15 protein-coding genes and 1 tRNA gene are annotated in these 21,606 nt (G+C 64.9%); 10 read left to right on the top strand and 6 right to left on the bottom strand.

All coding sequences use genetic code 11. The features are described 5' to 3' along the window. Window positions 1-73 precede the first annotated feature (73 nt). Complete coding sequence (locus tag ACOQFP_RS19475; protein ID WP_421585243.1) at window positions 74-1,600, top strand: MFS transporter; 1,527 nt, start codon at window positions 74-76, stop codon at window positions 1,598-1,600. On the opposite strand, the gene ACOQFP_RS19470 is transcribed toward ACOQFP_RS19475, so the two are convergent. The 4 genes from ACOQFP_RS19470 to ACOQFP_RS19455 all read right to left on the bottom strand — a co-directional run bounded on the left by ACOQFP_RS19470 (window position 1,579) and on the right by ACOQFP_RS19455 (window position 9,205). Then, on the bottom strand, window positions 1,579-2,484 hold the full coding sequence (locus tag ACOQFP_RS19470) for a cutinase family protein (RefSeq protein ID WP_421585242.1): 906 nt from the start codon (window positions 2,482-2,484) through the stop codon (window positions 1,579-1,581). The two genes, ACOQFP_RS19475 and ACOQFP_RS19470, sit on opposite strands and share 22 nt — an antisense overlap. 198 nt (window positions 2,485-2,682) lie before the next feature. Then, entirely contained in the window at window positions 2,683-4,134 is a 1,452-nt protein-coding gene (locus ACOQFP_RS19465; protein WP_341244902.1) for a glutamate synthase subunit beta, read from the bottom strand. Continuing rightward, window positions 4,127-8,716 carry a glutamate synthase large subunit gene (gene gltB, locus ACOQFP_RS19460; protein WP_421585241.1) on the bottom strand — a complete coding sequence of 1,530 codons (4,590 nt, stop codon included), beginning with the start codon at window positions 8,714-8,716 and terminating at the stop codon, window positions 4,127-4,129. Before gltB ends, ACOQFP_RS19465 begins: the two co-directional genes overlap by 8 nt. Window positions 8,717-9,119: 403 nt before the next feature. Next, a tRNA-Leu gene (locus ACOQFP_RS19455) sits at window positions 9,120-9,205 on the bottom strand. Window positions 9,206-9,412: 207 nt separating this feature from the next. Here ACOQFP_RS19455 and ACOQFP_RS19450 point away from each other — a divergent pair. From ACOQFP_RS19450 to pknB, 7 genes are all read left to right on the top strand, one after another. After that, window positions 9,413-10,837: an FhaA domain-containing protein gene (locus ACOQFP_RS19450; protein ID WP_421585240.1), complete on the top strand. Its 1,425-nt coding sequence runs from the start codon at window positions 9,413-9,415 to the stop codon at window positions 10,835-10,837. 202 nt (window positions 10,838-11,039) lie between these two features. Further along, window positions 11,040-11,504, top strand: coding sequence for an FHA domain-containing protein FhaB/FipA (locus ACOQFP_RS19445; RefSeq protein ID WP_027494977.1), 465 nt, complete (start codon window positions 11,040-11,042; stop codon window positions 11,502-11,504). Further along, complete coding sequence (locus ACOQFP_RS19440) at window positions 11,501-12,943, top strand: PP2C family serine/threonine-protein phosphatase (RefSeq protein ID WP_341245349.1); 1,443 nt, start codon at window positions 11,501-11,503, stop codon at window positions 12,941-12,943. Before ACOQFP_RS19445 ends, ACOQFP_RS19440 begins: the two co-directional genes overlap by 4 nt. Continuing rightward, window positions 12,940-14,397: an FtsW/RodA/SpoVE family cell cycle protein gene (locus ACOQFP_RS19435; RefSeq protein ID WP_341245350.1), complete on the top strand. Its 1,458-nt coding sequence runs from the start codon at window positions 12,940-12,942 to the stop codon at window positions 14,395-14,397. The genes ACOQFP_RS19440 and ACOQFP_RS19435 overlap by 4 nt, the downstream gene beginning before the upstream one ends. Further along, window positions 14,394-15,878: a peptidoglycan D,D-transpeptidase FtsI family protein gene (locus ACOQFP_RS19430; protein ID WP_206491329.1), complete on the top strand. Its 1,485-nt coding sequence runs from the start codon at window positions 14,394-14,396 to the stop codon at window positions 15,876-15,878. Before ACOQFP_RS19435 ends, ACOQFP_RS19430 begins: the two co-directional genes overlap by 4 nt. Before the next feature lie 5 nt (window positions 15,879-15,883). Continuing rightward, window positions 15,884-17,257: a serine/threonine-protein kinase gene (locus ACOQFP_RS19425; protein ID WP_421585239.1), complete on the top strand. Its 1,374-nt coding sequence runs from the start codon at window positions 15,884-15,886 to the stop codon at window positions 17,255-17,257. After that, a complete protein-coding gene (pknB, locus tag ACOQFP_RS19420) occupies window positions 17,254-19,191 on the top strand; it encodes a Stk1 family PASTA domain-containing Ser/Thr kinase (protein WP_421585238.1) in 1,938 nt (645 codons plus the stop codon). The genes ACOQFP_RS19425 and pknB overlap by 4 nt, the downstream gene beginning before the upstream one ends. 9 nt (window positions 19,192-19,200) lie before the next feature. Here pknB and ACOQFP_RS19415 read toward each other — a convergent pair whose 3' ends face one another. Together ACOQFP_RS19415 and ACOQFP_RS19410 are read right to left on the bottom strand one after the other, a co-directional pair. After that, on the bottom strand, window positions 19,201-19,842 hold the full coding sequence (locus tag ACOQFP_RS19415) for an aminodeoxychorismate/anthranilate synthase component II (protein WP_421585237.1): 642 nt from the start codon (window positions 19,840-19,842) through the stop codon (window positions 19,201-19,203). A 13-nt stretch (window positions 19,843-19,855) separates the two neighbouring features. Continuing rightward, entirely contained in the window at window positions 19,856-20,602 is a 747-nt protein-coding gene (locus ACOQFP_RS19410) for a DUF881 domain-containing protein (protein ID WP_341244394.1), read from the bottom strand. Between the two features lie 201 nt (window positions 20,603-20,803). Between ACOQFP_RS19410 and crgA the strand changes: the two genes are divergently transcribed. Both crgA and ACOQFP_RS19400 read left to right on the top strand, forming a co-directional pair. Further along, a complete protein-coding gene (crgA, locus tag ACOQFP_RS19405; protein ID WP_206491338.1) occupies window positions 20,804-21,067 on the top strand; it encodes a cell division protein CrgA in 264 nt (87 codons plus the stop codon). Between the two features lie 36 nt (window positions 21,068-21,103). Beyond that, entirely contained in the window at window positions 21,104-21,589 is a 486-nt protein-coding gene (locus tag ACOQFP_RS19400; protein ID WP_421585236.1) for a PH domain-containing protein, read from the top strand. Window positions 21,590-21,606: the final 17 nt, after the last annotated feature.

Here is a 21,606-nt window from a genome sequence, read left to right as displayed (position 1 = left end):
GAGACACACTGTCCTCACCGAACGTACTCCCGCGCCACCTAAGCTGAGGTGACTACGCGGAAGGGAAGCAACAGTGACCCATAGGGCGGCCGAGCAACTGGCCACGAAGAAGGACTGGCTCGGTCTCGCCGTACTGGTCGTGCCCATTCTCGTCGTCTCGATGGACATGTCGGTGCTGTATCTCGCGTTGCCGTTCATGACCGCCGACCTCGAGCCCAGCAGCAATCAGACCCTGTGGATCCTCGACATCTACGGCTTTCTGCTCGCCGGGCTGCTCATCACCATGGGCTCCCTCGGCGATCGGATCGGCCGACGCACTCTGCTGATGATCGGCGCGGTCGTGTTCGGTATCGCATCTCTGCTTGCAACGTTCTCCACTTCTCCCGAGATGCTGCTGGTGGCGCGTGCATTGCTGGGAGTCGGCGGAGCCACCATCGCGCCGAGCACACTGTCGTTGATCCGCAACATGTTTCACGATCCGGCTCAGCGCAAGGAAGCCATCGGTCTGTGGACGGCCGGATTCGCAGGTGGAGCGGCCGTCGGACCCGTCATCGGAGGCGTGCTGCTCGAGCACTTCTGGTGGGGCTCGGTGTTTCTGATCAACATCCCGATCATGGTGCTGCTGTTCGTCGCGGCCCCTCTGCTCGTGCCGGAGTTCAAGGACGCCGACCCCGGCAAGTTCGACCCGATCAGCGTGGTCCTCGCGATCTCCTCGATGCTCTCCATCGTCTACGCCATCAAACACGGTGCGCAGGAAGGCATCGACGCAGCCACCATCACCACCGCGGTCGTCGGATTCGCTCTCGGTACGGTCTTCGTCATCCGACAACGCAGGGCTGCGAACCCCCTGATCGACGTGACCCTGTTCGCCGAACGTGCCTTCAGCGCCGCCGTCGTCGTGCAGTTCCTCGTCATCTTCGCGATGACAGGATTCAGCCTGTTCGCCTCGCAGTACCTGCAACTCGTCGTCGGCCTCGGGCCTCTCCAGGCCGGGCTGTGGTTGCTGATTCCCGCCGTCGCCGCGGCCGCCGGTGCCGTCCTGGCACCGACGCTGAGCAAGGTGATCAGCACCGGCACCATCATTGCGGGCGGCCTGCTGTTCATCGCGTTCGGTTGCGTAGCAATGTTCTTCGTCGCCGTCGACTCCGGGCTACCCCTGCTCCTGACCGGAATGGCCCTGCTGACGTTCGGCATCGGTGCAGCGTCGACCCTCAACTCCGACATCGTGCTCACGGCAGCCGCTCCCGAGAAGGCAGGCGCTGCGTCGGCCCTGTCCGAGACCGGTGCCGAACTGGGCGGTGCCGTGGGCATCGCCATCCTCGGAACCATCGGCAGCACCGTCTACCGCAACCGCATGTCCGACGCCATCCCCGCCGGGACACCGGCCGATATCGCCGACCCAGCGCGCGAAACCATCGGAGGTGCCATTGCCGTCGCCGATTACCTGCCCGAGCCGTTTGCCTCGCAGTTGACCGAAGTCGCCGACTCGTCGTTCATCGACGGCTTCGAACTCGCGGCCGGTACCAGCGCTGTCCTGATGGCCGTCAGTGCGCTGGCTGTCTTCCTGTTGCTACGACGTCAGACCGCGGCAGTGAGGTAACCCGCCAGCCAACTGGTTGCAGATCGACCGTCCTGGACCTCGTAGCTCTGGTATTCCTGGTGAATTCCCGACCGGTAGAACGCTTCGATCTCTCGCCGACGCTGGTCGTTTGCCTGATCGGTAAGCTGCCCCTGCAGTACGGGGAGGCCACCGGCTGCCGTGAGGTCGGCGAGCAACGACTGTGCTTCCTGCGAGTACTGATCCGCGACATCGGGCTCGGGGCTGGAGGACACAGCGAGGAATCCGGCCAGCCGGGCCACGTAATCGTCTTTCGGCGTCGAGCAGTACAGATCGCCGACGGCACAGAAGGTCCGCACCACCGGACTGACGTGACCGAATCCGCCGACACGGGGGCCACCGACTCCGGTACCCACCACGGCGGGGCCCACCAGAGCGTCGGTGTCGGAGCGCTTCGGATCGGAGATCAGACCCACTGCGGCGATTCTGTCCGCAGGCACGATGCCAGCTCCGGTCCCGATCGCCGCGGCGAGATCGCCGGCCGCATCGGCGCCCTGGCTGTATCCGATGATCGCGAGTTTCGTTGCGCCGCAGCGGTCTGCCATGGCCTTGAGCATGCCGCCCGCGTTGGTGACGGCGACCGCCCGAGACTGCCCGTACACCTCGCCCTCCCACGGGAACGCGGTGGCGGGGTAGGAGACGTAGTCGGTGCGTATATCTCCGCCGAGACGATCGGTGACATCGGTGAGCATTCCCGGCTTCGGGGCCGCACCCGAGCTGGTCTCCCACGTTCCCGGAATGGCCACCACGTACATCGAGGGGCAGTCGCCGGGATCGGCGATCGCGGGTGATGCGGCGCCGAGGACGACGCCGGACGCGAGAGCTGCGATGACGCCGATACCGGCGCAGAACTTCTTGACACTCATGGGGAGGGGGCCTCACTGGTGAAAGTCGAACGAGCGCTGTTCGAGATTCACAGTGCCAGGGGCCTGTGACCATCAGATGCCTACATGGTTAACGGACGTAACAGCGTCCGCGAGGTCATGAAACGCAGCCGAGCTCGAAGTTATGGACGGGATCGGACCGTAATCCATCCATAACTTCGAGCTCGGCGAAAAAGTGACTTACCGCTGCGGCGCCTGGGTGGGCACGATCGGTGCGGGCAACGCCGTCTTTCCCTGCAGGAAGGTATCGACAGCAGCCGCGCACGAGCGACCCTCGGCGATCGCCCATACGATCAGCGACTGGCCACGGCCCATGTCGCCTGCGACGAAGACGCCGGGAACGTTGGTGACCCACTCGCTGGTGCGCTCGACGTTGCCTCGCTGGTTGAAGTCGACGCCCAGATCGGTCAGCAGACCGCCCTTGGCAGGTCCGACGAATCCCATCGCCAGGAGCACGAGATCGGCTTCGAGGGTGAACTCGCTACCTTCGATCTTCTCGAACTTGCCTGCCTTGAATTCGACCTCGCAGGCTTCGAGTGCGGTGACCTTGCCGTCTTCGCCGACGAAACGCTCGGTGTTGACGGAGAAGACGCGCTCGCCGCCCTCTTCGTGGGCCGAGGCGACCCGGTACATCAGCGGGTACGTCGGCCACGGGGTGGACGTCGCCCGCTCCTCGGGGGGCCGGGCCATGATCTCGAACTGGTGGACGCTTTCCGCACCCTGACGGTGCGAGGTGCCCAGGCAGTCGGCACCGGTGTCGCCGCCGCCGATGATGACGACCTTCTTGCCGTGTGCACTGACCGGTGGCTCGTCCATGTCGCCCTGCTGGACGCGATTGGCGTGCGGCAGGAATTCCATCGCCTGGTAGATGCCATCGAGTTCTCGGCCCTCGATGGGCAGGTCGCGCCACGCGGTGGCACCGCCGGAGAGGACGACGGCGTCGAACTGCTCACGCAGTTCGTCTGCCGAGATGTCCACGCCCACATCGACATTGGTGCGGAAGACGGTACCTTCGGCTTCCATCTGCGCCAGGCGCCGATCGATGTGGCGCTTCTCCATCTTGAATTCGGGGATGCCGTAGCGCAGCAGTCCGCCGATGCGATCGGCACGCTCGAAGACCGTCACGGTGTGGCCGGCGCGGGTGAGCTGCTGTGCTGCTGCAAGTCCGGCGGGTCCCGAACCGACGACGGCTACGGTCTTACCGGTCAGATGCGTCGGATACACCGGGGTGACCCAGCCCTCTTCGAAGGCCTTGTCGATGATCTCGACCTCGACCTGCTTGATGGTGACCGGGTCCTGGTTGATGCCCAGCACACACGACGCCTCGCACGGAGCGGGGCACAACCGCCCGGTGAACTCCGGGAAGTTGTTGGTGGCGTGCAACCGATCGATGCTGTCACGCCAACGATCCTTGAACACCAGGTCGTTCCACTCGGGGATCAGGTTTCCCAGTGGGCAACCGTTGTGGCAGAACGGAATACCGCAGTCCATGCATCGGCTCGCCTGAGTGCGCAGCGTGTCTTTCGAGAAGTCCTCGTAGACCTCTTTCCAGTCCATCAGACGCAGGTCGACGGGCCGCCGCTTGGGTACTTCGCGAACGGTGTTCTTCAGAAATCCTTGTGGGTCACCCACGAGCTGCCTCCATGATCGCTTCGTCCACGTCCGCGCCGTTCTTCTCGGCCTCGGAAATGGCCAGCAGTACCTTCTTGTAGTCGCGAGGCATGACCTTCACGAAATGGTTCACCTGCTGTGACCAGTCCGCGAGGATCCGCTCGGCCACCTCGGAGCCGGTCTGCTCCTGGTGACGGGTGACAATGCCGCGGAGCCAGGTGAACTCGTCACCCTCGAGCTCCTCGATGTCGACCAGCTCGGTGTTGAGGTTGGCCTCGAACGTCTTGTCCGGATCGAAGATGAACGCGACGCCCCCGGACATGCCGGCACCGAAGTTGCGGCCCGTCGCGCCGAGGATGACGACCTTGCCGCCCGTCATGTATTCGCATCCGTGATCACCGACGCCCTCGACGACGGCCTCGGCACCGGAGTTGCGTACGGCGAATCGCTCACCGACGACACCACGGATCAAGGCCTCGCCGCTGGTGGCGCCGAAGAGGAAGACGTTGCCGCCGATGATGTTGTCCTCGGCGACGAATCCCTTGGGTGCCTCCAACGACGGACGCAGCACGAGATGTCCACCGGACAGTCCCTTGCCGACGAAGTCGTTGGCATCGCCGTGCAGACGCAATGTCATGCCGGATGGAACGAAAGCACCGAAGCTGTTACCGGCCGAACCGGTGAACGTGATGTCGATGGTGTCGTCCGGGAGCCCGACACCGCCGTATGCCTTGGTGACCTCGTGTCCGAGCATCGTGCCGACGGTCCGGTTGACGTTGGTGATCTTGGACTCGAAGACGACCTTCTCGCCCTTGTCCAACGCATTGCGGCTGGCCACGATGAGCTGCTGATCGAGGGCCTTGTCCAGGCCGTGATCCTGAACCCCGGTGTTGTAGAGGTTCTGATTCATGAAGGCCGATTCGACCTCTTCGAGGATGGGCGCCAGGTCCAGCTTGGACGCCTTCCAGTGCTCCTTGGCTGCAGTGGTGTCCAACAGACCCACCTGGCCGACGGCCTCGTCGAGGGTGCGGAACCCGAGCTCGGCCATGAGCTCGCGGACCTCTTCGGCGATGAACATGAAGAAGTTCTCGACGAATTCCGGCTTACCTGCGAAACGCTTGCGCAGCAAGGGGTTCTGCGTGGCAACTCCGACGGGGCAGGTATCGAGGTGGCAGACGCGCATCATGATGCAGCCCGAGACCACGAGCGGAGCGGTGGCGAAACCGAACTCCTCACCGCCGAGCAGGGCAGCAACCATCACGTCACGGCCGGTCTTGAGCTGGCCGTCGACCTGAACGACGATGCGATCGCGAAGACCGTTGAGCAGCAACGTCTGTTGCGTCTCGGCCAGGCCGAGCTCCCACGGTCCACCTGCGTGCTTGACCGAGGTCAACGGCGTGGCACCGGTGCCGCCGTCGTGGCCCGAGATGAGCACCACATCGGCGTGGGCCTTCGATACACCGGCCGCGACGGTTCCGACACCGACCTCGGAGACCAGCTTCACGTGGATGCGGGCCTGCGGGTTGGCATTCTTCAGGTCGTGGATCAGCTGCGCGAGATCCTCGATCGAGTAGATGTCGTGGTGCGGCGGCGGCGAGATCAGTCCGACGCCAGGCGTCGAATGCCGCACCTCGGCGACCCACGGGTAGACCTTGTGGGCCGGAAGCTGGCCGCCCTCACCGGGCTTGGCTCCCTGCGCCATCTTGATCTGAATGTCGGTGCAGTTGGTCAGGTAGTGCGAGGTGACGCCGAAACGTCCCGACGCGACCTGCTTGATGGCACTGCGTCGCCAGTCGCCGTTCTCGTCCGGCTCGAACCGCGAGACGTCCTCGCCGCCCTCACCCGAGTTCGAGCGTCCGCCGAGACGATTCATGGCGATGGCCAAGGTCTCGTGCGCCTCGGCCGAGATGGAGCCGTAGCTCATCGCACCGGTGGAGAAGCGCTTGACGATCTCGCTGGCCGGCTCGACCTCGTCGATCGAGATCGCTTGCCGCTCTTCGGTCTTGAATCGGAACAGTCCACGCAGGGACGCAAGCCGCTCGGACTGGTCGTCGACCATCTTCGTGTATTCCTTGAAGATGTCGTACTGACCGGTGCGGGTGGAGTGCTGCAGTTTGAACACCGTGTCGGGGTTGAACAGGTGGTACTCCCCCTCACGACGCCACTGGTACTCGCCGCCGGTCTCGAGCTCGCGATGTGCTCGTTCCTGACGGTTCTCGAGGTAGGCCACCGCGTGCCGCGCTGCGACATCGTCGGCGATCTGGTCGAGGTCGATACCGCCGAGATGACTGTTGTGCCCGGTGAAGTACTCGTCGACCAGTTCCTGCGAGAGGCCGATCACCTGGAACAGCTGAGCACCGGTGTACGACGCCAGTGTCGATATGCCCATCTTGGACATCACCTTCAGCACGCCCTTGCCGGCGGCCTTGATGTAGTTCGCGACGGCCTTGTCGAAATCGATGTCGGTGAGGGCTCCGCGCTCGATCATGTCCTCGATCGATTCGAAGGCCATGTACGGATTGACCGCTGCGGCACCGAAACCGATCAGCAACGCCATGTGGTGCACCTCGCGGGCGTCACCGGCCTCGATGATCAGACCGACCTTGGTGCGGGTCTTCTCCCGAACCAGGTGATGGTGCACTGCGGAGGTGAGCAGCAGAGACGGAATCGGAGCGAGCTTCTCACTCGACTCGCGGTCCGAGAGCACGATGATCCGCGCACCGCCGGAGATGGCAGCAGAGACCTGAGCGCGGATGGCTTCCAACGACTTTCGGAGACCTTCGCCGCCCTCTGCGACCGGGTAGAGGCCGCGCACGACCACCGACCGAAGACCCTCCTGGGTACCTTCGTCGTTGATGTGTACGAGCTTGGCGAGATCGTCGTTGTGCAGGATCGGCTGCGGCAGCACGATCTGCTTGCAGCCGTCGGCACCCGGGTTCAGCAGATCGCCCTCAGGGCCGATGGTGCCGCCGAGGCTGGTGACGATCTCTTCGCGGATCGCGTCCAGCGGGGGGTTGGTGACCTGAGCGAACAGCTGCGAGAAGTAGTCGAACAGCATCCGCGGCCGAGCCGACAGGACGGCGATCGGAGTATCGGTGCCCATCGACCCGATGGCCTCGGCCCCGGACTTCGCCATGGGCGAGATCAACACGTTCAGTTCCTCGGTGGTGTACCCGAAGATCTGCTGCCGGATGAGAACCCGATCGTGCGGCATGTGCACGTGTGGACGCTCGGGCAGATCGTCGATCGAGGTCAGGCCTTCGTCGAGCCACTGCTGGTACGGATGTTCGGCGGCGAGTTCGTCCTTGATCTCGTCGTCGGAGACGATCCGGCCCTGTGCGGTGTCCACGAGGAACATCCGGCCCGGCTGCAGGCGCACCTTCCGGACGACCTTCGACGGGTCGATGTCGAGAACGCCGACCTCGGAGGCCATGACGACCAGGCCGTCGTCGGTGACCCACAGCCGGCTCGGGCGCAGGCCGTTGCGGTCCAACACGGCTCCGATGACGGTGCCGTCGGTGAAGCACACCGAGGCCGGCCCGTCCCAGGGCTCCATCAACGAGGAGTGGTACTTGTAGAACGCCCGACGAGCGGGGTCCATCGACTCGTGCCGTTCCCAGGCCTCGGGGATCATCATCAGCACGGCGTGCGGCAGGCTGCGTCCGCCGAGATGCAGCAACTCGAGCACCTCGTCGAAGCGTGCCGTGTCGCTCGCTCCGTGGGTGACGACGGGGAAGATCTTCTCGAGCGCATCGGGGCCACCGAAGACGTCCGAGGTGATGAGTGCCTCACGGGCCCGCATCCAGTTCTCGTTGCCGGTGGCGGTGTTGATCTCGCCGTTGTGAGCGACGCGTCGGAACGGATGCGCCAGCGGCCACGACGGGAAGGTGTTGGTCGAGAAGCGCGAATGCACGAGTCCGAGTGCACTGTCGACTCGCTCGTCCTGCAGGTCGAGGTAGAAACCCTTGAGCTGCGGGGTGGTCAGCATGCCCTTGTAGACGAAGGTCTGCGAGGACAACGACGGGAAGTACACGGTTTCGCGACCGGGGCCGTCCTTGCCTGCGCCTTCCTCACCGAGTTCGTGCTCGACGCGCTTGCGGATGACGAAAGCGACGCGCTCGAGATCGAGATCGGTAACGGAGCTGTCGGGTGCGGCGAAGAACAGCTGACGGAAGGTCGGCATCGCATCGCGCGCGAGCGCCCCGAGAGAGGAGTCGTCGGTGGGAACATCACGCCATCCGAGGACGGTCATGCCCTCGCCGACGACGATCTTCTCGACACCCTCGCAGGCGCGTGCGGCGTCGTTGCGGCCTTGCGGGAGAAATGCAACTCCGGTGGCATACGCGCCCGCAGCGGGAAGCTCGAAGTCCACGACCGCGCGGAAGAATGCGTCCGGTACCTGGATCAGAATTCCGGCACCGTCACCGGTGTTCGGTTCGGAGCCGGCGGCTCCGCGGTGCTCGAGGTTGACCAGTGCGGTGATCGCCTTCTCGACGATGTCGCGACTGCGACGACCGTGCATGTCCACCACGAACGCGACACCACAGGAGTCGTGCTCGTTGACGGGATCGTAGAGGCCTTGCGGGCCCGGAGTGTGCTTCATACCTAGCCTTCGGATAAGTCCAGCCTTGAAACTCGTCGGTGCCGGTCTTGTTGTAACCGCGTGCACGAACGGCATTCGGTGCGTCCTCGCCGTTGAAGCAGCACCTGTCGATGGTCGACGCTTTCCTCTGCACGGGCAGGTGAGCGCGTGGTAGAAAAGTGAGGTCTCGACGGATTCGGCCGTGGTGAGGCCGATCCAACTACGAACGATAAGTCAGCACCTGGGTACCCCCGCAAATAAGGCATGCCTAATATTGCGTTTCACCTGGGAATTTCCCTATACAGGTCGACATTTCGGCCACGATGTGTGACGGGCGGGCCACGTCACCCGAGAAGCACACGCGTGTAAGACATTCGGAAGTAAAAAAACTGGCCGCAGCGATTCGAGTCAGCTGCGGCCAGCGTGGTGGGCGGAGGGGGACTTGAACCCCCACGTCCCGAAGGACACTGGCACCTGAAGCCAGCGCGTCTGCCATTCCGCCACCCGCCCGGGTGACGGCGAGAACACTAACACGCACCCTGCCGCGCCCGAAAATCGCGGCCTCGGGGTGCCCGAAGCGAGCGGCGGGACTCGGTCCACGTCGGCGGCAACGTATATCATGCTTGCAGCGCGACTTCGTGATGACACGCGGTCGTCGCTCCCTGTGTACCCGCAGGCACCGTACGGTGGCTCGAGACAGTGAGAGGAGGGGTCACGATGGGCATCGTTGCGCGGTTCGAACGCAAGCTCCAGGGTGCTGTCGGCGACGTCTTCGCCCGCGTGTTCGGCGGGGGCGTCGTACCGGCGGAGGTGGAAGCAGCGCTGCAACAGGAAGCCTCGGATCTGGTCCGTCCCCTCGACGGCGGCCACAATCTGGCTCCCAACAGCTTCGTGATCACCATCAACAGCTCCGACCACGAGGAACTGGCCGGCGATCGAGAACTCACCGTCAAGGCATTTTCTCGCCACCTCGATGACTACATCCGAGATCAAGGGTGGCAGACCTACGGTGACGTGGTGGTTCGCTTCGAGCCGTCCCCCACTCTTCACACCGGACAGTTCCGCGCCACTGGCTCGGTCGATCCCGATGTGGGACGATCGGCGACTGCTGCACGGAACACGTCCGCGCGGCAAGGCGCGTCGGCCCAGCAGAACGTATCGGCTCCGCCAGCACCCCGTCCCATCCCTTCAGCTACGCAGCGACCGTCTGCCCCACCGATGTCGATACCAGGAGCCGGCCACATGACGCAGAACCCAGGCTACGACCCGCAGCGCGATCCCGCGGACGGTCATCGTCCCGATCCGCGCGCTCGCAATGGTTATGCCGGTGGCCAGGATCCGCGCTACGCCGGACGTGAGCAGAACGGCTACGACGCGCAGGCCTACGCGCCCGGCGAGTACGACCAGCAGCCCTACAACGGTCAGGCCTACGATCAGCAGCCCTACAACGGTCAGGGCTACGACGAACAGCCGTACGCCGACCAGGGTCAGGCGTACAGCGCCGCAGGCGGCCGCGATCAGGGTTACGACCACCACCCCTACGGCCAGGATCAGGCGTACAACTCCCAGGGTTACGACGCTCAGGGTTACGACGCGCAGGGCTACAACGGTCAGGGCTACGACTACAACGGTGCCGAGCAAGGTGGTGCCTACTCCGAGGCCCCCTATCAGGAGCAGGCATACAGCGAGCCGGCCGGACAGTACGCCGATCCCCGCGCCGCCGGTTACCAGCAGCCCGGTTACGACTACCCGCCCGCACAGCCTGCCTACGGTCGCGGCTACCCGCAGGGCGGATCCCCTCGAGGAGACGGGTACGGCTACGAGCAGCCCGCCGCCTACTCCGGTCAGGGTCAGGCGCTCGCTGCCACGCTCCAGCTCGAAGACGGCAGTGGCCGCTACTTCCAGCTCCGAGACGGTCAGAACATCATCGGCCGTGGTCAGGACGCACAGTTCCGACTGCCCGATACCGGTGTCTCGCGGCGGCACATCGAGATTCGCTGGGACGGCCGCGTCGCCATGCTCTCCGACCTCGGTTCCACGAACGGCACCACCGTGAACGGAGCTCCGGTGCAGGATTGGCAATTGGCGGACGGCGACGTCATCAGAGCCGGTCACTCCGAAATTCTGGTCCGGATCGTCTGACGCTCGGCGTGGGCTGGGAGCGAGTAGAGCCTGCGGGGAGCCGCGGCGATGTTCGTTTCGTCGACTTTCGTACTCGTCCACCCGTATGTCGTCCACACGAGCGGCTTCACCCTATGATGCTGCGAGGCAGCCATGTCTGCCGCGCCGCAGTATTCGAGTGTGTGAGATGCCGGTCCGATCGCGAAGGAGGAGGTGAATCGTCGTGCAGGGATTGATTCTGCAGCTGACCAGGGCAGGTTTTCTGCTTCTGTTGTGGTTCTTCGTCTGGGCCGTCCTTCGCACCCTCCGCAGCGACATCTACGCCGCTGCAGGCATGCGCGTGCCCGCTCGCTACTCCGGTGGCTCGAAGGTTCTCCCGTCGTTCAACAAGCAGAAGGTGGCCAAGTACCTCGTGGTGACCCAGGGCGGTCTCGCCGGAACGCGCATATCGCTGGGCACCCAACCCGTCTTGATCGGGCGCGCAGACGACTCGACTCTCGTTCTGACAGATGACTATTCGTCGACACGACATGCTCGTCTGTCGCCACGCGGCGGCGACTGGTACGTCGAGGACCTCGGTTCGACCAATGGCACCTACCTCGACCGAGCGAAGGTGACCACCGCTGTTCGCGTCCCGCTGGGAACCCCTGTCCGTGTCGGCAAGACCGTGATCGAGTTGCGCCCGTGACCCTCGTCCTACGCTATGCCGCCCGCAGTGATCGCGGTCTCGTTCGATCGAACAACGAGGACTCCGTGTATGCCGGGGCTCGGCTACTGGCCCTGGCCGACGGCATGGGCGGGCACGCTGCCGGTGAAGTGGCGTCGCAGTTGATGATCGCCGCCCTGGCTCACCTCGACGACGACGAACCCGGTGACGACTTGCTGGGCAAGCTCGAAGCAGCTACCCGTGAGGGCAACGCCTCCATCGCGGATCAGGTCGAGGACGAACCCGAGCTCGACGGTATGGGCACGACGCTCACCGCAATCTTGTTCGCGGGCAAACGAATCGGACTGGTCCACATCGGCGACTCACGCGCGTACATGCTGCGCGACGGATCGCTCACCCAGATCACCCGCGACGACACCTTCGTTCAGTCACTCGTCGACGAGGGCCGCATCACCGCCGAGCAGGCACACACCCATCCGCAGCGTTCGCTGATCATGCGGGCCCTCACCGGCAACGAGATCGAGCCGACGCTCACCGTTCGGGAAGTACGGGCAGGTGATCGTTATCTGCTGTGCTCCGACGGCCTCTCGGACGTCGTCAGCGACGAGACCATCGAGAACACCATGAGCGAGGGCGAAACCGGTCCCTGCGCCGATCGACTCATCGAACTCGCCCTGCGTAGCGGCGGGCCGGACAACGTGACGGTCGTCGTCGCCGACGTCATCGACCTCGATTACGGACAGAGCCACCCGATCCTCGGCGGCGCTGCCAGCACCGAGGACGAGGAGGACGCACCTCCGCCCAACACCGCAGCAGGACGGGCCGCCGCGATGCGGCCACCACGGTCGACGCCCAAACGAGTCACCGCCCCGGTGGTCGCGCCCGAGAAGAAGTCACACAAACTGCGCTGGAGTTTGATCGCCCTGACCCTGGTTGTGTTGGCGGGAATCGGTGTGTTCGTGGCCAATTCGATCATCAAGGGCAACTACTACGTCGGCGCCGACAACGGTAAGGTCACCGTGCTGCGCGGTCTACCCGGCTCGGTCCTGGGATACTCGTTGCAGAGTGTGGAACTGACCGGCTGCCTCGCAGACGACGGCACCGTCACACTCAGCGGCCCCGATGCAGTTCCCGCAGACTGCAATCCGTTCGAGATCGACGACCTCCTGCCTGCGGCGCGCGAGCAGGTCACCACCGGACTGCCCTCGGGATCCCTCGAGGATGCGCGCGGACAGATCGAGCGCTTGGCGTCCGGAGATCTGCTGCAGGTCTGCGAGACCGAGCCGGTCGTCACCACCACCGTCGAACCGACCCCGACGACGATCATCCCGCCGCCCGGAGTGCCTCTGCCCCAGGCCGAACAGGAGCCGGTACCGGACCTCGCACCGACCACCACCGCGGTGCCGACCCCGACGGTTCCCCAGATTCCCGGCCAGAACTGCAGGACCGGTACTCAATGAGCTCCACTGCTTCTACGGGAGGGTCCTTTCCGAGTCCGCCCGGAGGATTCGCTCCCGCACCGGTCCAATCGAATCGGCGCGGCGTCGAACTACTTCTGCTCGGTGCCGCGGTCCTGATCACGACGATCTCGCTGGTGTTGGTCGAGGCGAGCCAGGAACAAACCATCACCTGGGACCTCGCCAAGTACGCCGTCGCGTATCTCGCGCTGATGACGGTGGCGCACCTGGCAGTACGACGCTTCGCGCCCTACGCCGATCCGCTGCTGCTGCCGATCGTCGCGCTGCTCAACGGACTGGGCCTGGTGCTCATTCACCGCCTCGATCTGGCCGACCAACAGCAGGCGCTGTATCTCGGCAACCCGATTCCGTCACCCGACGCCACCCAGCAGGTGCTCTGGACGACGCTCGCGATCGCCGGTTTCGTGGCACTGCTGGTGCTGCTGCGCGATTATCGGACGCTGGCACGTTACGGCTACACCCTCGGCCTCGCCGGCCTGGTGCTGCTGGCCATCCCGGCGATGCTGCCCTCGGCGTTCTCCGAGGTCAACGGCTCGAAGATCTGGATTCGGTTGCCCGGCTTCAGTTTGCAGCCCGGTGAGTTCGCCAAGATTCTGCTGTTGATCTTCTTCGCGTCACTGCTGGTGTCCAAGCGCGAACTGTTCACCACGGCGGGCAAGCACTGGCTCGGGATGGACTTTCCTCGTGCGCGCGATCTCGGACCCGTCATCGTCGTCTGGCTCGTCTCTGTTGCGGTGTTGGTGTTCGAGAAGGACCTCGGTACGTCGCTGCTGATCTTCAGCACCGTGCTGGTGATGATCTACATCGCCACCGAACGCGTGGGCTGGATCATCATCGGTAGCGGGATGTTGCTCGTGGGGTTCTTCTTCGCCTACCAGGCGTTCAGTCACGTTCGCGTGCGCACGTTGACCTGGCTGGATCCGTTCGCCGATTACAACAACACCGGATATCAGATTTCCCAATCGCTGTTCGGGCTCGCCACCGGCGGCCTCGCCGGCACCGGGCTCGGTAGCGGCCGACCGTCCCAGGTGCCGTTCCCCAAAACCGACTTCATCATCGCCACCGTCGGGGAAGAGCTCGGCCTCATCGGGCTGGCCGCAGTCCTGATCCTGTACCTGCTGTTCATCATTCGAGGCATGCGAACCGCTCTCGCCGTGCGAGACAGCTTCGGTAAGTTGCTGGCGGCCGGCCTGTCGTTCACGGTCGCCATCCAGCTGTTCGTCGTCGTCGGCGGTGTGACCAAGCTGATTCCACTGACCGGACTGACCACCCCGTACATGTCCTACGGCGGATCCTCGCTGCTGGCGAACTACCTGTTGGTGGCGTTGCTGATCAAGATCTCCGACGCCGCCCGTGAACCTGCGACACCCAAGAAGAAGCCCGCTGTCGCCACCCCGATCGCCGAGGCGCCGACCGAAATGGTGAAGCGCGCATGAACACTCCCCTACGCCGCGTCTCCATCGCCATCATGGTGATGGTGGTCGCCCTGCTCGCCAACGCCACCTACGTTCAGGTCATCAAGGCCGACAGTTTGCGTACCGACCCGAGAAACTCACGGGTCCTGCTCGACGAGTACTCCCGCCAACGCGGTCAGATCTCGGCAGGCGGCCAGGTACTCGCGTCCTCCGTCGCCACCGACGACCGGTACAAGTACCTGCGCACCTACCCGCAGAATTCGATCTCGCCATCGAGCCCCGAGGCCAACGCGCCGGTCACCGGCTACTACTCGATGCTGTACTCGAGCAGCGGACTCGAACGCGCCGAGGACCCGGTCCTCAACGGTTCCGACGACCGTCTCTTCGGCGGACGCCTGTTCGACCTCATCTCCGGCCGGGATCCCCGCGGCGGCAACGTGGTCACCACCATCGACCCCGTCGTTCAGCAGGTCGCATACGACCAGCTCACAGCCAAGGGATACACCGGTTCGGTCGTGGCCCTCGACCCCGCCACCGGCAACATCCTCGCCATGGCCAGCACCCCGAGCTACGACCCCAACCTGCTCGCCAGCCATGACGGTGTCACCACGACGACAGCGTGGGAGGACCTCAGCAACGATCCCGACAAGCCGATGGTCAACCGCGCCATCTCGCAGACCTACCCGCCCGGATCCACCTTCAAGGTGATCACCACCGCGGCCGCTCTCGAGGCGGGCGCAACGCCGGACGATCAGCTGACGGCCGCGTCGAACATCACGCTGCCGGGCACCTCGACGACGCTCGAGAACTACAACGGTTCGACGTGTGGCAGCGGCCAGACCGCGTCGTTGCGTGAAGCGTTCGCGCGCTCGTGCAACACCGCGTTCGTCGAACTCGGCATCGACACCGGGGTGGACAAGATGCGCGACGCCGCCGCCGCGTTCGGTATCGGTGAGGACATCACGATTCCACTTCCGGTGGCCGACAGCACCATCGGGCCGATCGACGACGACGCGGCATTGGGCCAGTCCAGCATCGGCCAGCGCGACGTAGCACTGACCCCCCTGCAGGATGCCGTCATCGCCGCAACCGTCGCCAACGGCGGTGTGCGTATGGCCCCGAACCTGGTGCAGCAGTTGCAGTCTCCTGATCTGTCCGATCTGTCGAACTATCAGCCCAAAGCCATGGGAGCGGCCATCAGCCCGGAGACCGCTGCAACTCTGACCGATCTGATGATCGGTGCCGAGAACGACACCAGCGGCGAAGGCAAGATCCCCGGCGTGCAGATCGCCTCGAAAACCGGTACGGCAGAACACGGTTCCGATCCACGCAACACTCCTCCGCATGCCTGGTACATCGCATTCGCACCCGCGAAGGACCCCAAGGTCGCCATCGCGGTGATCGTCGAGAACGGTGGCGACCGGGCACTGGCAGCCACCGGTGGATCCGTGGCCGCACCCGTCGGACGCGCCGTCATCGCAGCGGCATTGCAGGGGAGGTGAGATAGGTGCCATTGAGCAACGGGGCAGTCATCGCTCAGCGCTATCGACTACTGCGCCTCATCGCCACCGGCGGTATGGGGCAAGTGTGGGAAGCGATGGACAATCGTCTGGATCGCCGGGTAGCGGTGAAGGTACTCAAAGCCGAATTCTCCGAGGACCCGGAGTTTCTGCAGCGCTTCAGGTTCGAGGCCCGAACGACAGCGCAGCTCAACTACCCCGGCATCGCCGGGGTCTACGACTACGGCGAAACCCGCGACGGCGCAGGCGAATCACTGGCCTACCTCGTGATGGAACTGGTCAACGGCGAGCCGCTCAACGCCGTGCTGGGACGGATGTCCCGGCTGCCGCTCGGCCATGCCCTTGACATGCTCGAGCAGACCGGCCGTTCCCTGCAGATCGCCCACACCGCAGGCGTCGTGCACCGCGACGTCAAACCCGGCAACATCTTGATCACCCCCACCGGGCAGGTCAAGATCACCGACTTCGGCATCGCCAAGGCAGTCGACGCCTCCCCGGTGACCAAGACCGGAATGGTGATGGGCACCGCGCAGTACATCGCGCCCGAACAAGCTCTCGGCGAGGAGGCCACCTCGGCCTCCGATGTCTACTCGCTCGGCGTGGTCGGATACGAGGCGCTGGCAGGCTCGCGACCCTTCGTCGGTGACGGCGCCCTGACCGTCGCCATGAAGCACGTTCGGGAGGCACCGGCACCCATGCCGGTCGATCTGCCGCCCGCCGTCCGCGAACTCATCGAGATCACGATGGTCAAGGACCCCGCTGCCCGCTACGCCGACGGCGGCGAATTCGCGGACGCCGTCGCCGCGGTCCGAGCAGGCCGTCGACCGCCGACACCCGGCAACTCCCGAGGCACGGGCACCGGCCGGGTGATGGTTCCCGGAGTCGTTCCGAGTCCGCAACCGGATCGGCCGTCGAGCACCCAGATGATGCCGACTTCGCAACGCGAGTATCGCGGCCCTGCCACCGGAACGGCTGCAGCGGCCACGCCGGTGCCCACCGGAATGTCCTCGGCGCAGAAGGCCCTCGCCTGGGGCGGTGCCGGGCTGCTGCTTCTGGCCCTGCTCATCGGCGGCTACGTGCTCTTCACCGGGGGCAGGGACGACACACCGACGCCGTTCGTGCCGCCGACGACAACCACCACGCAGCCGACCACCACCACCACGACCACGACGACCGAACCGACGACGACCACCGAAGAAACCACCACCACCGAAGAAACCACCACGACCACGACGACGACGACCACCCAGGAACCGACGACAACCGAGGAGCCGACGACAACCTCGGAGGAGCCCACGCAGACGACGAGACGGCCGCTGATCCAGATTCCGTTCCAGCAAGAGCCACAAGGACAACAATGACGACTCCCCGTACGCTGTCCTCTCGCTACGAGCTGGGCGAGATACTCGGTTTCGGAGGCATGTCCGAGGTTCACCTGGCACGCGACACTCGGCTCGACCGCGACGTCGCCATCAAGGTTCTGCGCGCCGACCTCGCTCGCGACCCCACGTTCTATCTGAGGTTCCGACGCGAAGCCCAGAACGCCGCAGCCTTGAACCACCCCGCCATCGTCGCCGTGTACGACACCGGGGAAGCAGAGACCGAAGCAGGTCCGCTCCCGTTCATCGTCATGGAATACGTCGACGGTGACACCCTGCGAGACATCGTGCGCGCAGAGGGACCCATGGCGCCGCGTCGAGCCATGGAGGTCATCGCCGACGTCTGCGCTGCACTCGATTTCAGCCACCGCAACGGCATCGTGCACCGCGACGTCAAGCCCGCCAACATCATGATCAACCACGCCGGCGCAGTGAAGGTGATGGACTTCGGCATCGCCCGGGCCATCGCCGATTCCTCGTCGCCGATGACCCAGACTGCGGCCGTCATCGGAACCGCCCAATATCTCTCTCCCGAACAGGCCCGCGGCGAGCAGGTCGACGCCCGATCGGACGTCTACTCACTCGGCTGTGTGCTGTTCGAGATCCTCACCGGCGAGCCGCCCTTCACCGGTGATTCTCCGGTCGCCGTCGCCTACCAGCACGTACGCGAGGATCCTCAGCTGCCGTCGCTGGTCAACGACACCGTCCCGCGCGAACTCGATTCGATCATCCTCAAGGCCATGGCCAAGAACCCGGCCAACCGCTATCAGAGCGCAGCCGAGATGCGCACCGATCTGGTTCGCGTCCTCGGCGGGCAACGCCCGAGCGCACCGATGGTGATGAACGACGAGGACCGAACCACCATTCTCGGCTCGGTCGACGCCCGGCAAGCCGACTTCTCCGGCAAGGACAAACCCGCCTCGGTCGGCGAGCCACCCCGGCGATCGCGGCACGGCGAACCCGAGCCGGAACGCAGTCGCCGTGGCCTGAAGATCGCGCTCATCTCCATCGCGTCCGTTGTCGTCGTCGCCATCGTCGGCGCATTCCTGTGGTCGCTCGGGCCCGGTGCGGCCCCCAAGACGGTCACCGTGCCGACCGTCGTCGGACTGGCCGCCGACGAGGCACAGCGGCAGCTCGAGAACTCCGGCCTGCGCGTCACGGTGCAGGAGAAGCCCGACGCATCGATCCCGGAAGGGTCGGCTATCGGCACCAACCCCGCCGCCGGATCACAAACCGAATCGCCCGGGGGAATTCAGCTCGACGTGTCTTCCGGACCCCAACAGGTGCAGGTGCCGCGCCTGACCGGAAAAACGCAACAGGAAGCATCCGACATCCTCGCCGAGGTAGGGCTCGAGCTCGACCCCACGATCGCCCGCGCCCCGTCGACTCCCGAGAACCTGGACAAGGTCGTCGAACAGAACCCGTCGTCGGGCGTGAGCATGAACGCCAGCTCGCAGGTTCGCATCACGCTCGGCTCGGGACCCGCGCAGGTACGCATGCCCAACGTCGTCGGACAGTCCGTCGACGTGGCTCAGCCGAACGTCGAGGGAGCCGGACTGCGCGTCCAGGTTCAGAGCATCGACTCGATGCAACCTGTGGGTCAGGTCGTGTCCACCGACCCCACAGGTGGCACCAACGTCGCCGAGAACTCCGTCGTCACGCTGCGAATTTCCAACGGCGACAAGATCCCGATGCCGGACCTGTCCGGTCTCACCGAAACTCAGGCGCTCTCGGAGTTGGAAGCGGCCGGCTGGACCGGAACCCGGTCGGATCTGTCGACGTCGAGCCAATCGCAGTTGGACCCACTGATGGTCGGCCGAATCGTCGAACAAGAGCAGCCGGCGGGTTCGGAGATCAGCAAGACCGACACCATCTCCGTGCGTATCGGGGTGTTGGGGCTACCCAGCGGGCGCTAGCGTCGAAGCTCAGGCGAACGCTTCGGCGACCTGAGCTTCGAGCTTGGCGACGAGACCCGGGTCGACCGGCATGCCGCACACGGCGAGCCAATTGGCCAGCATGCGGTGACCACCTTCGGTGAGGATGGATTCCGGGTGGAACTGCACTCCGTGGATCGGTAGGTCGATGTGCCTCATCGCCATCACCAAACCGGATTCGGTGCGACCGATCACCTCCAGCTCGGGTGGAATCGTATCGGCCCGGACTGTCAGGGAGTGGTACCGCGTCGCGGTGAAGGGGTCCTGCATCCCCTCGAGAACTCCGACGCCCGAATGCTGCACCGAACTGGTCTTGCCGTGCAGCAACTCCGGGGCCTTCTCGACGGTGGCACCGAAGACAGCACCGATGGCCTGGTGGCCGAGGCATACGCCGAGGAGCGGGGTCTTCGCCCTGGCGCAGGCCGAGACCAGATCCATCGAGGCGCCAGCCCGCTGCGGTGTACCCGGGCCGGGGCTGAGCAGAATCCCGTCGAATCGGGCCGCTACGGCATCGCGGTCGGTGAGTCGCTCGTCGTCGTTGCGCCAGACTTCGACATCGGCGTTCAGCTGGCCCAGGTACTGGACGAGGTTGAACACGAAGCTGTCGTAGTTGTCGACGACGAGAATGCGCATGTCGACAGCGTACTCAGCTCGGCTGCGCGAACCTCATGCGCACCGATTCGGCATAGGCGGGGACAGAGATGTCCTGGGAGTTCGCGACGTCGTAGCGCAGTCCGTAGCGCACCGCGTACTGCTCGTACAGGCGCACACCCGGCTCGTTCTTCAGCGCCGCACGCAGTCGGTCCTGGTCACCGATCGCCTTCATCACGTACGGCGGACTGTACGTCCGACCACCGAGCAACAATGTGTTGCCGATGCAGCGCGGTGCCGACGACGCCACCAGCCGTTGATCCTGCATCGAGATCGCCGACGCCCCGCCCGTCCACAGAGCGTTGAGCACGCTCTGCACATCGACCTGATGGACCACCAGATCGTCGGGGGCCGCATCGGAGGCGTACGCACCGTCCGGTCCGCGGGGAGCATCGGCCATCGTGACTGTCACGCCCACTCCCGACGCGGCCTCCCGCCCGGCCGCGTCCGCGAGCGCGTCGATGCGAGCCAATGCGTCGGCGACATCGCTGTCGCCTTCGGCAGTGCGCTGCTGACTGATATCGACCTGCTGTTCGAGCGAGTCTCTCCGGCGCTGGGCATCCTCACTGCTGCTCTGAGCCGCCTCGACGAGATCGGCGAGTCGAGTGGTGTCCCCGCCGCGCAACTCGGTGCCGTCCGATGCATGTCTGGTAGTACCGAGCAGCAAGCCGACGACAGCACAGACCGCGACGGCGAGGACCCACCAGCGGGTCTCGGCGGAACTGGTCGAAGGTCGTCTCACGGGTGCTCTCGATTTGTCCGGTGGGCCGGTGCTGGGCCCACCTGGGTTAGCGTGTACAGAAACCTGAGCGGTAAAGGCCACGGTCCTTGGGGAGACACTAGCCTGGGGATGCACGATCCCGCCGATTCACAGGTTCCGTCGTCAGTTGTCCACAGGTACGGCCGCAGGGCCGATGACCGTCACGAACGCGAAGAGGAAGCAATGCCGAAGTCCAAGGTACGGAAGAAGAACGACTACACGATCAACCCGGCAAACCGGACGCCGGTCAAGGTCAACGCGGGGCCGTCACCGGCCTGGTACGTCGTGCTCATGCTGGGTTTCATGGTGGTCGGGCTGCTGTGGCTGATCGTCTACTACCTCGCTGCCGACGACATCGCCTTCATCGGAAACCTCGGTGCCTACAACTTTCTGATCGGCTTCGGCTTCATGGTCGTCGGGCTCGTGATGACCATGCGGTGGCGCTGAGCGACGGTCGAGTTACATCGATGTCATTCATCCCCAATGTGGATAGACCCTGTGGATAACTTCTCGAACAATCCACAGGGTGTGTATCGACAGCAGTGGGCGACGCCGGTCGTCGCCATCGGAGCCCTGGTGGTCGGAGGAATCGCGCTCGGAATCGGCGCCGCATTCACCTCCACCGACGCAGCCGGCGCATTCCTCGTCGGACTGGCCGCCGTCGGGATGTGGATAATCGCAGCCCTCGCCGCAGTGCAGCGCCCACGCCTGGCCATCACACACGACGGTTCACTGGTGATGAAACGCCTCACCGGCATCCGCACGTACGCCCGCACCGACATCGTCCGCGCCAAAATAGTGCGATACCCCCGACTCGGCCGACGCGTCCCCATGCTCGAACTCGACCTCCGCCCGCCCGGAGAGGACGACGATCGGTTGATCATCTTCGGCAGATGGGACCTCGGCACCAACCCTCAGGACGTGTTCGATGCCCTCGAGGCGCATGGTCTGGTGCCGCGCGACTCCTGATCGCTCGGGGCCCGTCG

This window comes from Rhodococcus sp. MALMAid1271, assembly GCF_049195265.1.
In the GTDB taxonomy this organism is placed as follows: Bacteria; Actinomycetota; Actinomycetes; order Mycobacteriales; family Mycobacteriaceae; genus Rhodococcoides.
The sequence above is the reverse complement of the archived record's forward strand: the minus strand, read 5'-3'. Positions and strand labels throughout refer to the sequence as shown.

Coding starts and splice junctions, on each gene's coding strand:
- ACOQFP_RS19470 (WP_421585242.1), bottom strand. CDS start 2,484: ATGAGTGTCAAGAAGTTCTGCGCCGGTATCGGCGTCATCGCAGCTCTC.
- gltB (WP_421585241.1), bottom strand. CDS start 8,716: ATGAAGCACACTCCGGGCCCGCAAGGCCTCTACGATCCCGTCAACGAG.
- ACOQFP_RS19450 (WP_421585240.1), top strand. CDS start 9,413: ATGGGCATCGTTGCGCGGTTCGAACGCAAGCTCCAGGGTGCTGTCGGC.
- ACOQFP_RS19435 (WP_341245350.1), top strand. CDS start 12,940: ATGAGCTCCACTGCTTCTACGGGAGGGTCCTTTCCGAGTCCGCCCGGA.
- ACOQFP_RS19430 (WP_206491329.1), top strand. CDS start 14,394: ATGAACACTCCCCTACGCCGCGTCTCCATCGCCATCATGGTGATGGTG.
- pknB (WP_421585238.1), top strand. CDS start 17,254: ATGACGACTCCCCGTACGCTGTCCTCTCGCTACGAGCTGGGCGAGATA.
- ACOQFP_RS19415 (WP_421585237.1), bottom strand. CDS start 19,842: ATGCGCATTCTCGTCGTCGACAACTACGACAGCTTCGTGTTCAACCTC.
- crgA (WP_206491338.1), top strand. CDS start 20,804: ATGCCGAAGTCCAAGGTACGGAAGAAGAACGACTACACGATCAACCCG.
- ACOQFP_RS19400 (WP_421585236.1), top strand. CDS start 21,104: ATGTGGATAGACCCTGTGGATAACTTCTCGAACAATCCACAGGGTGTG.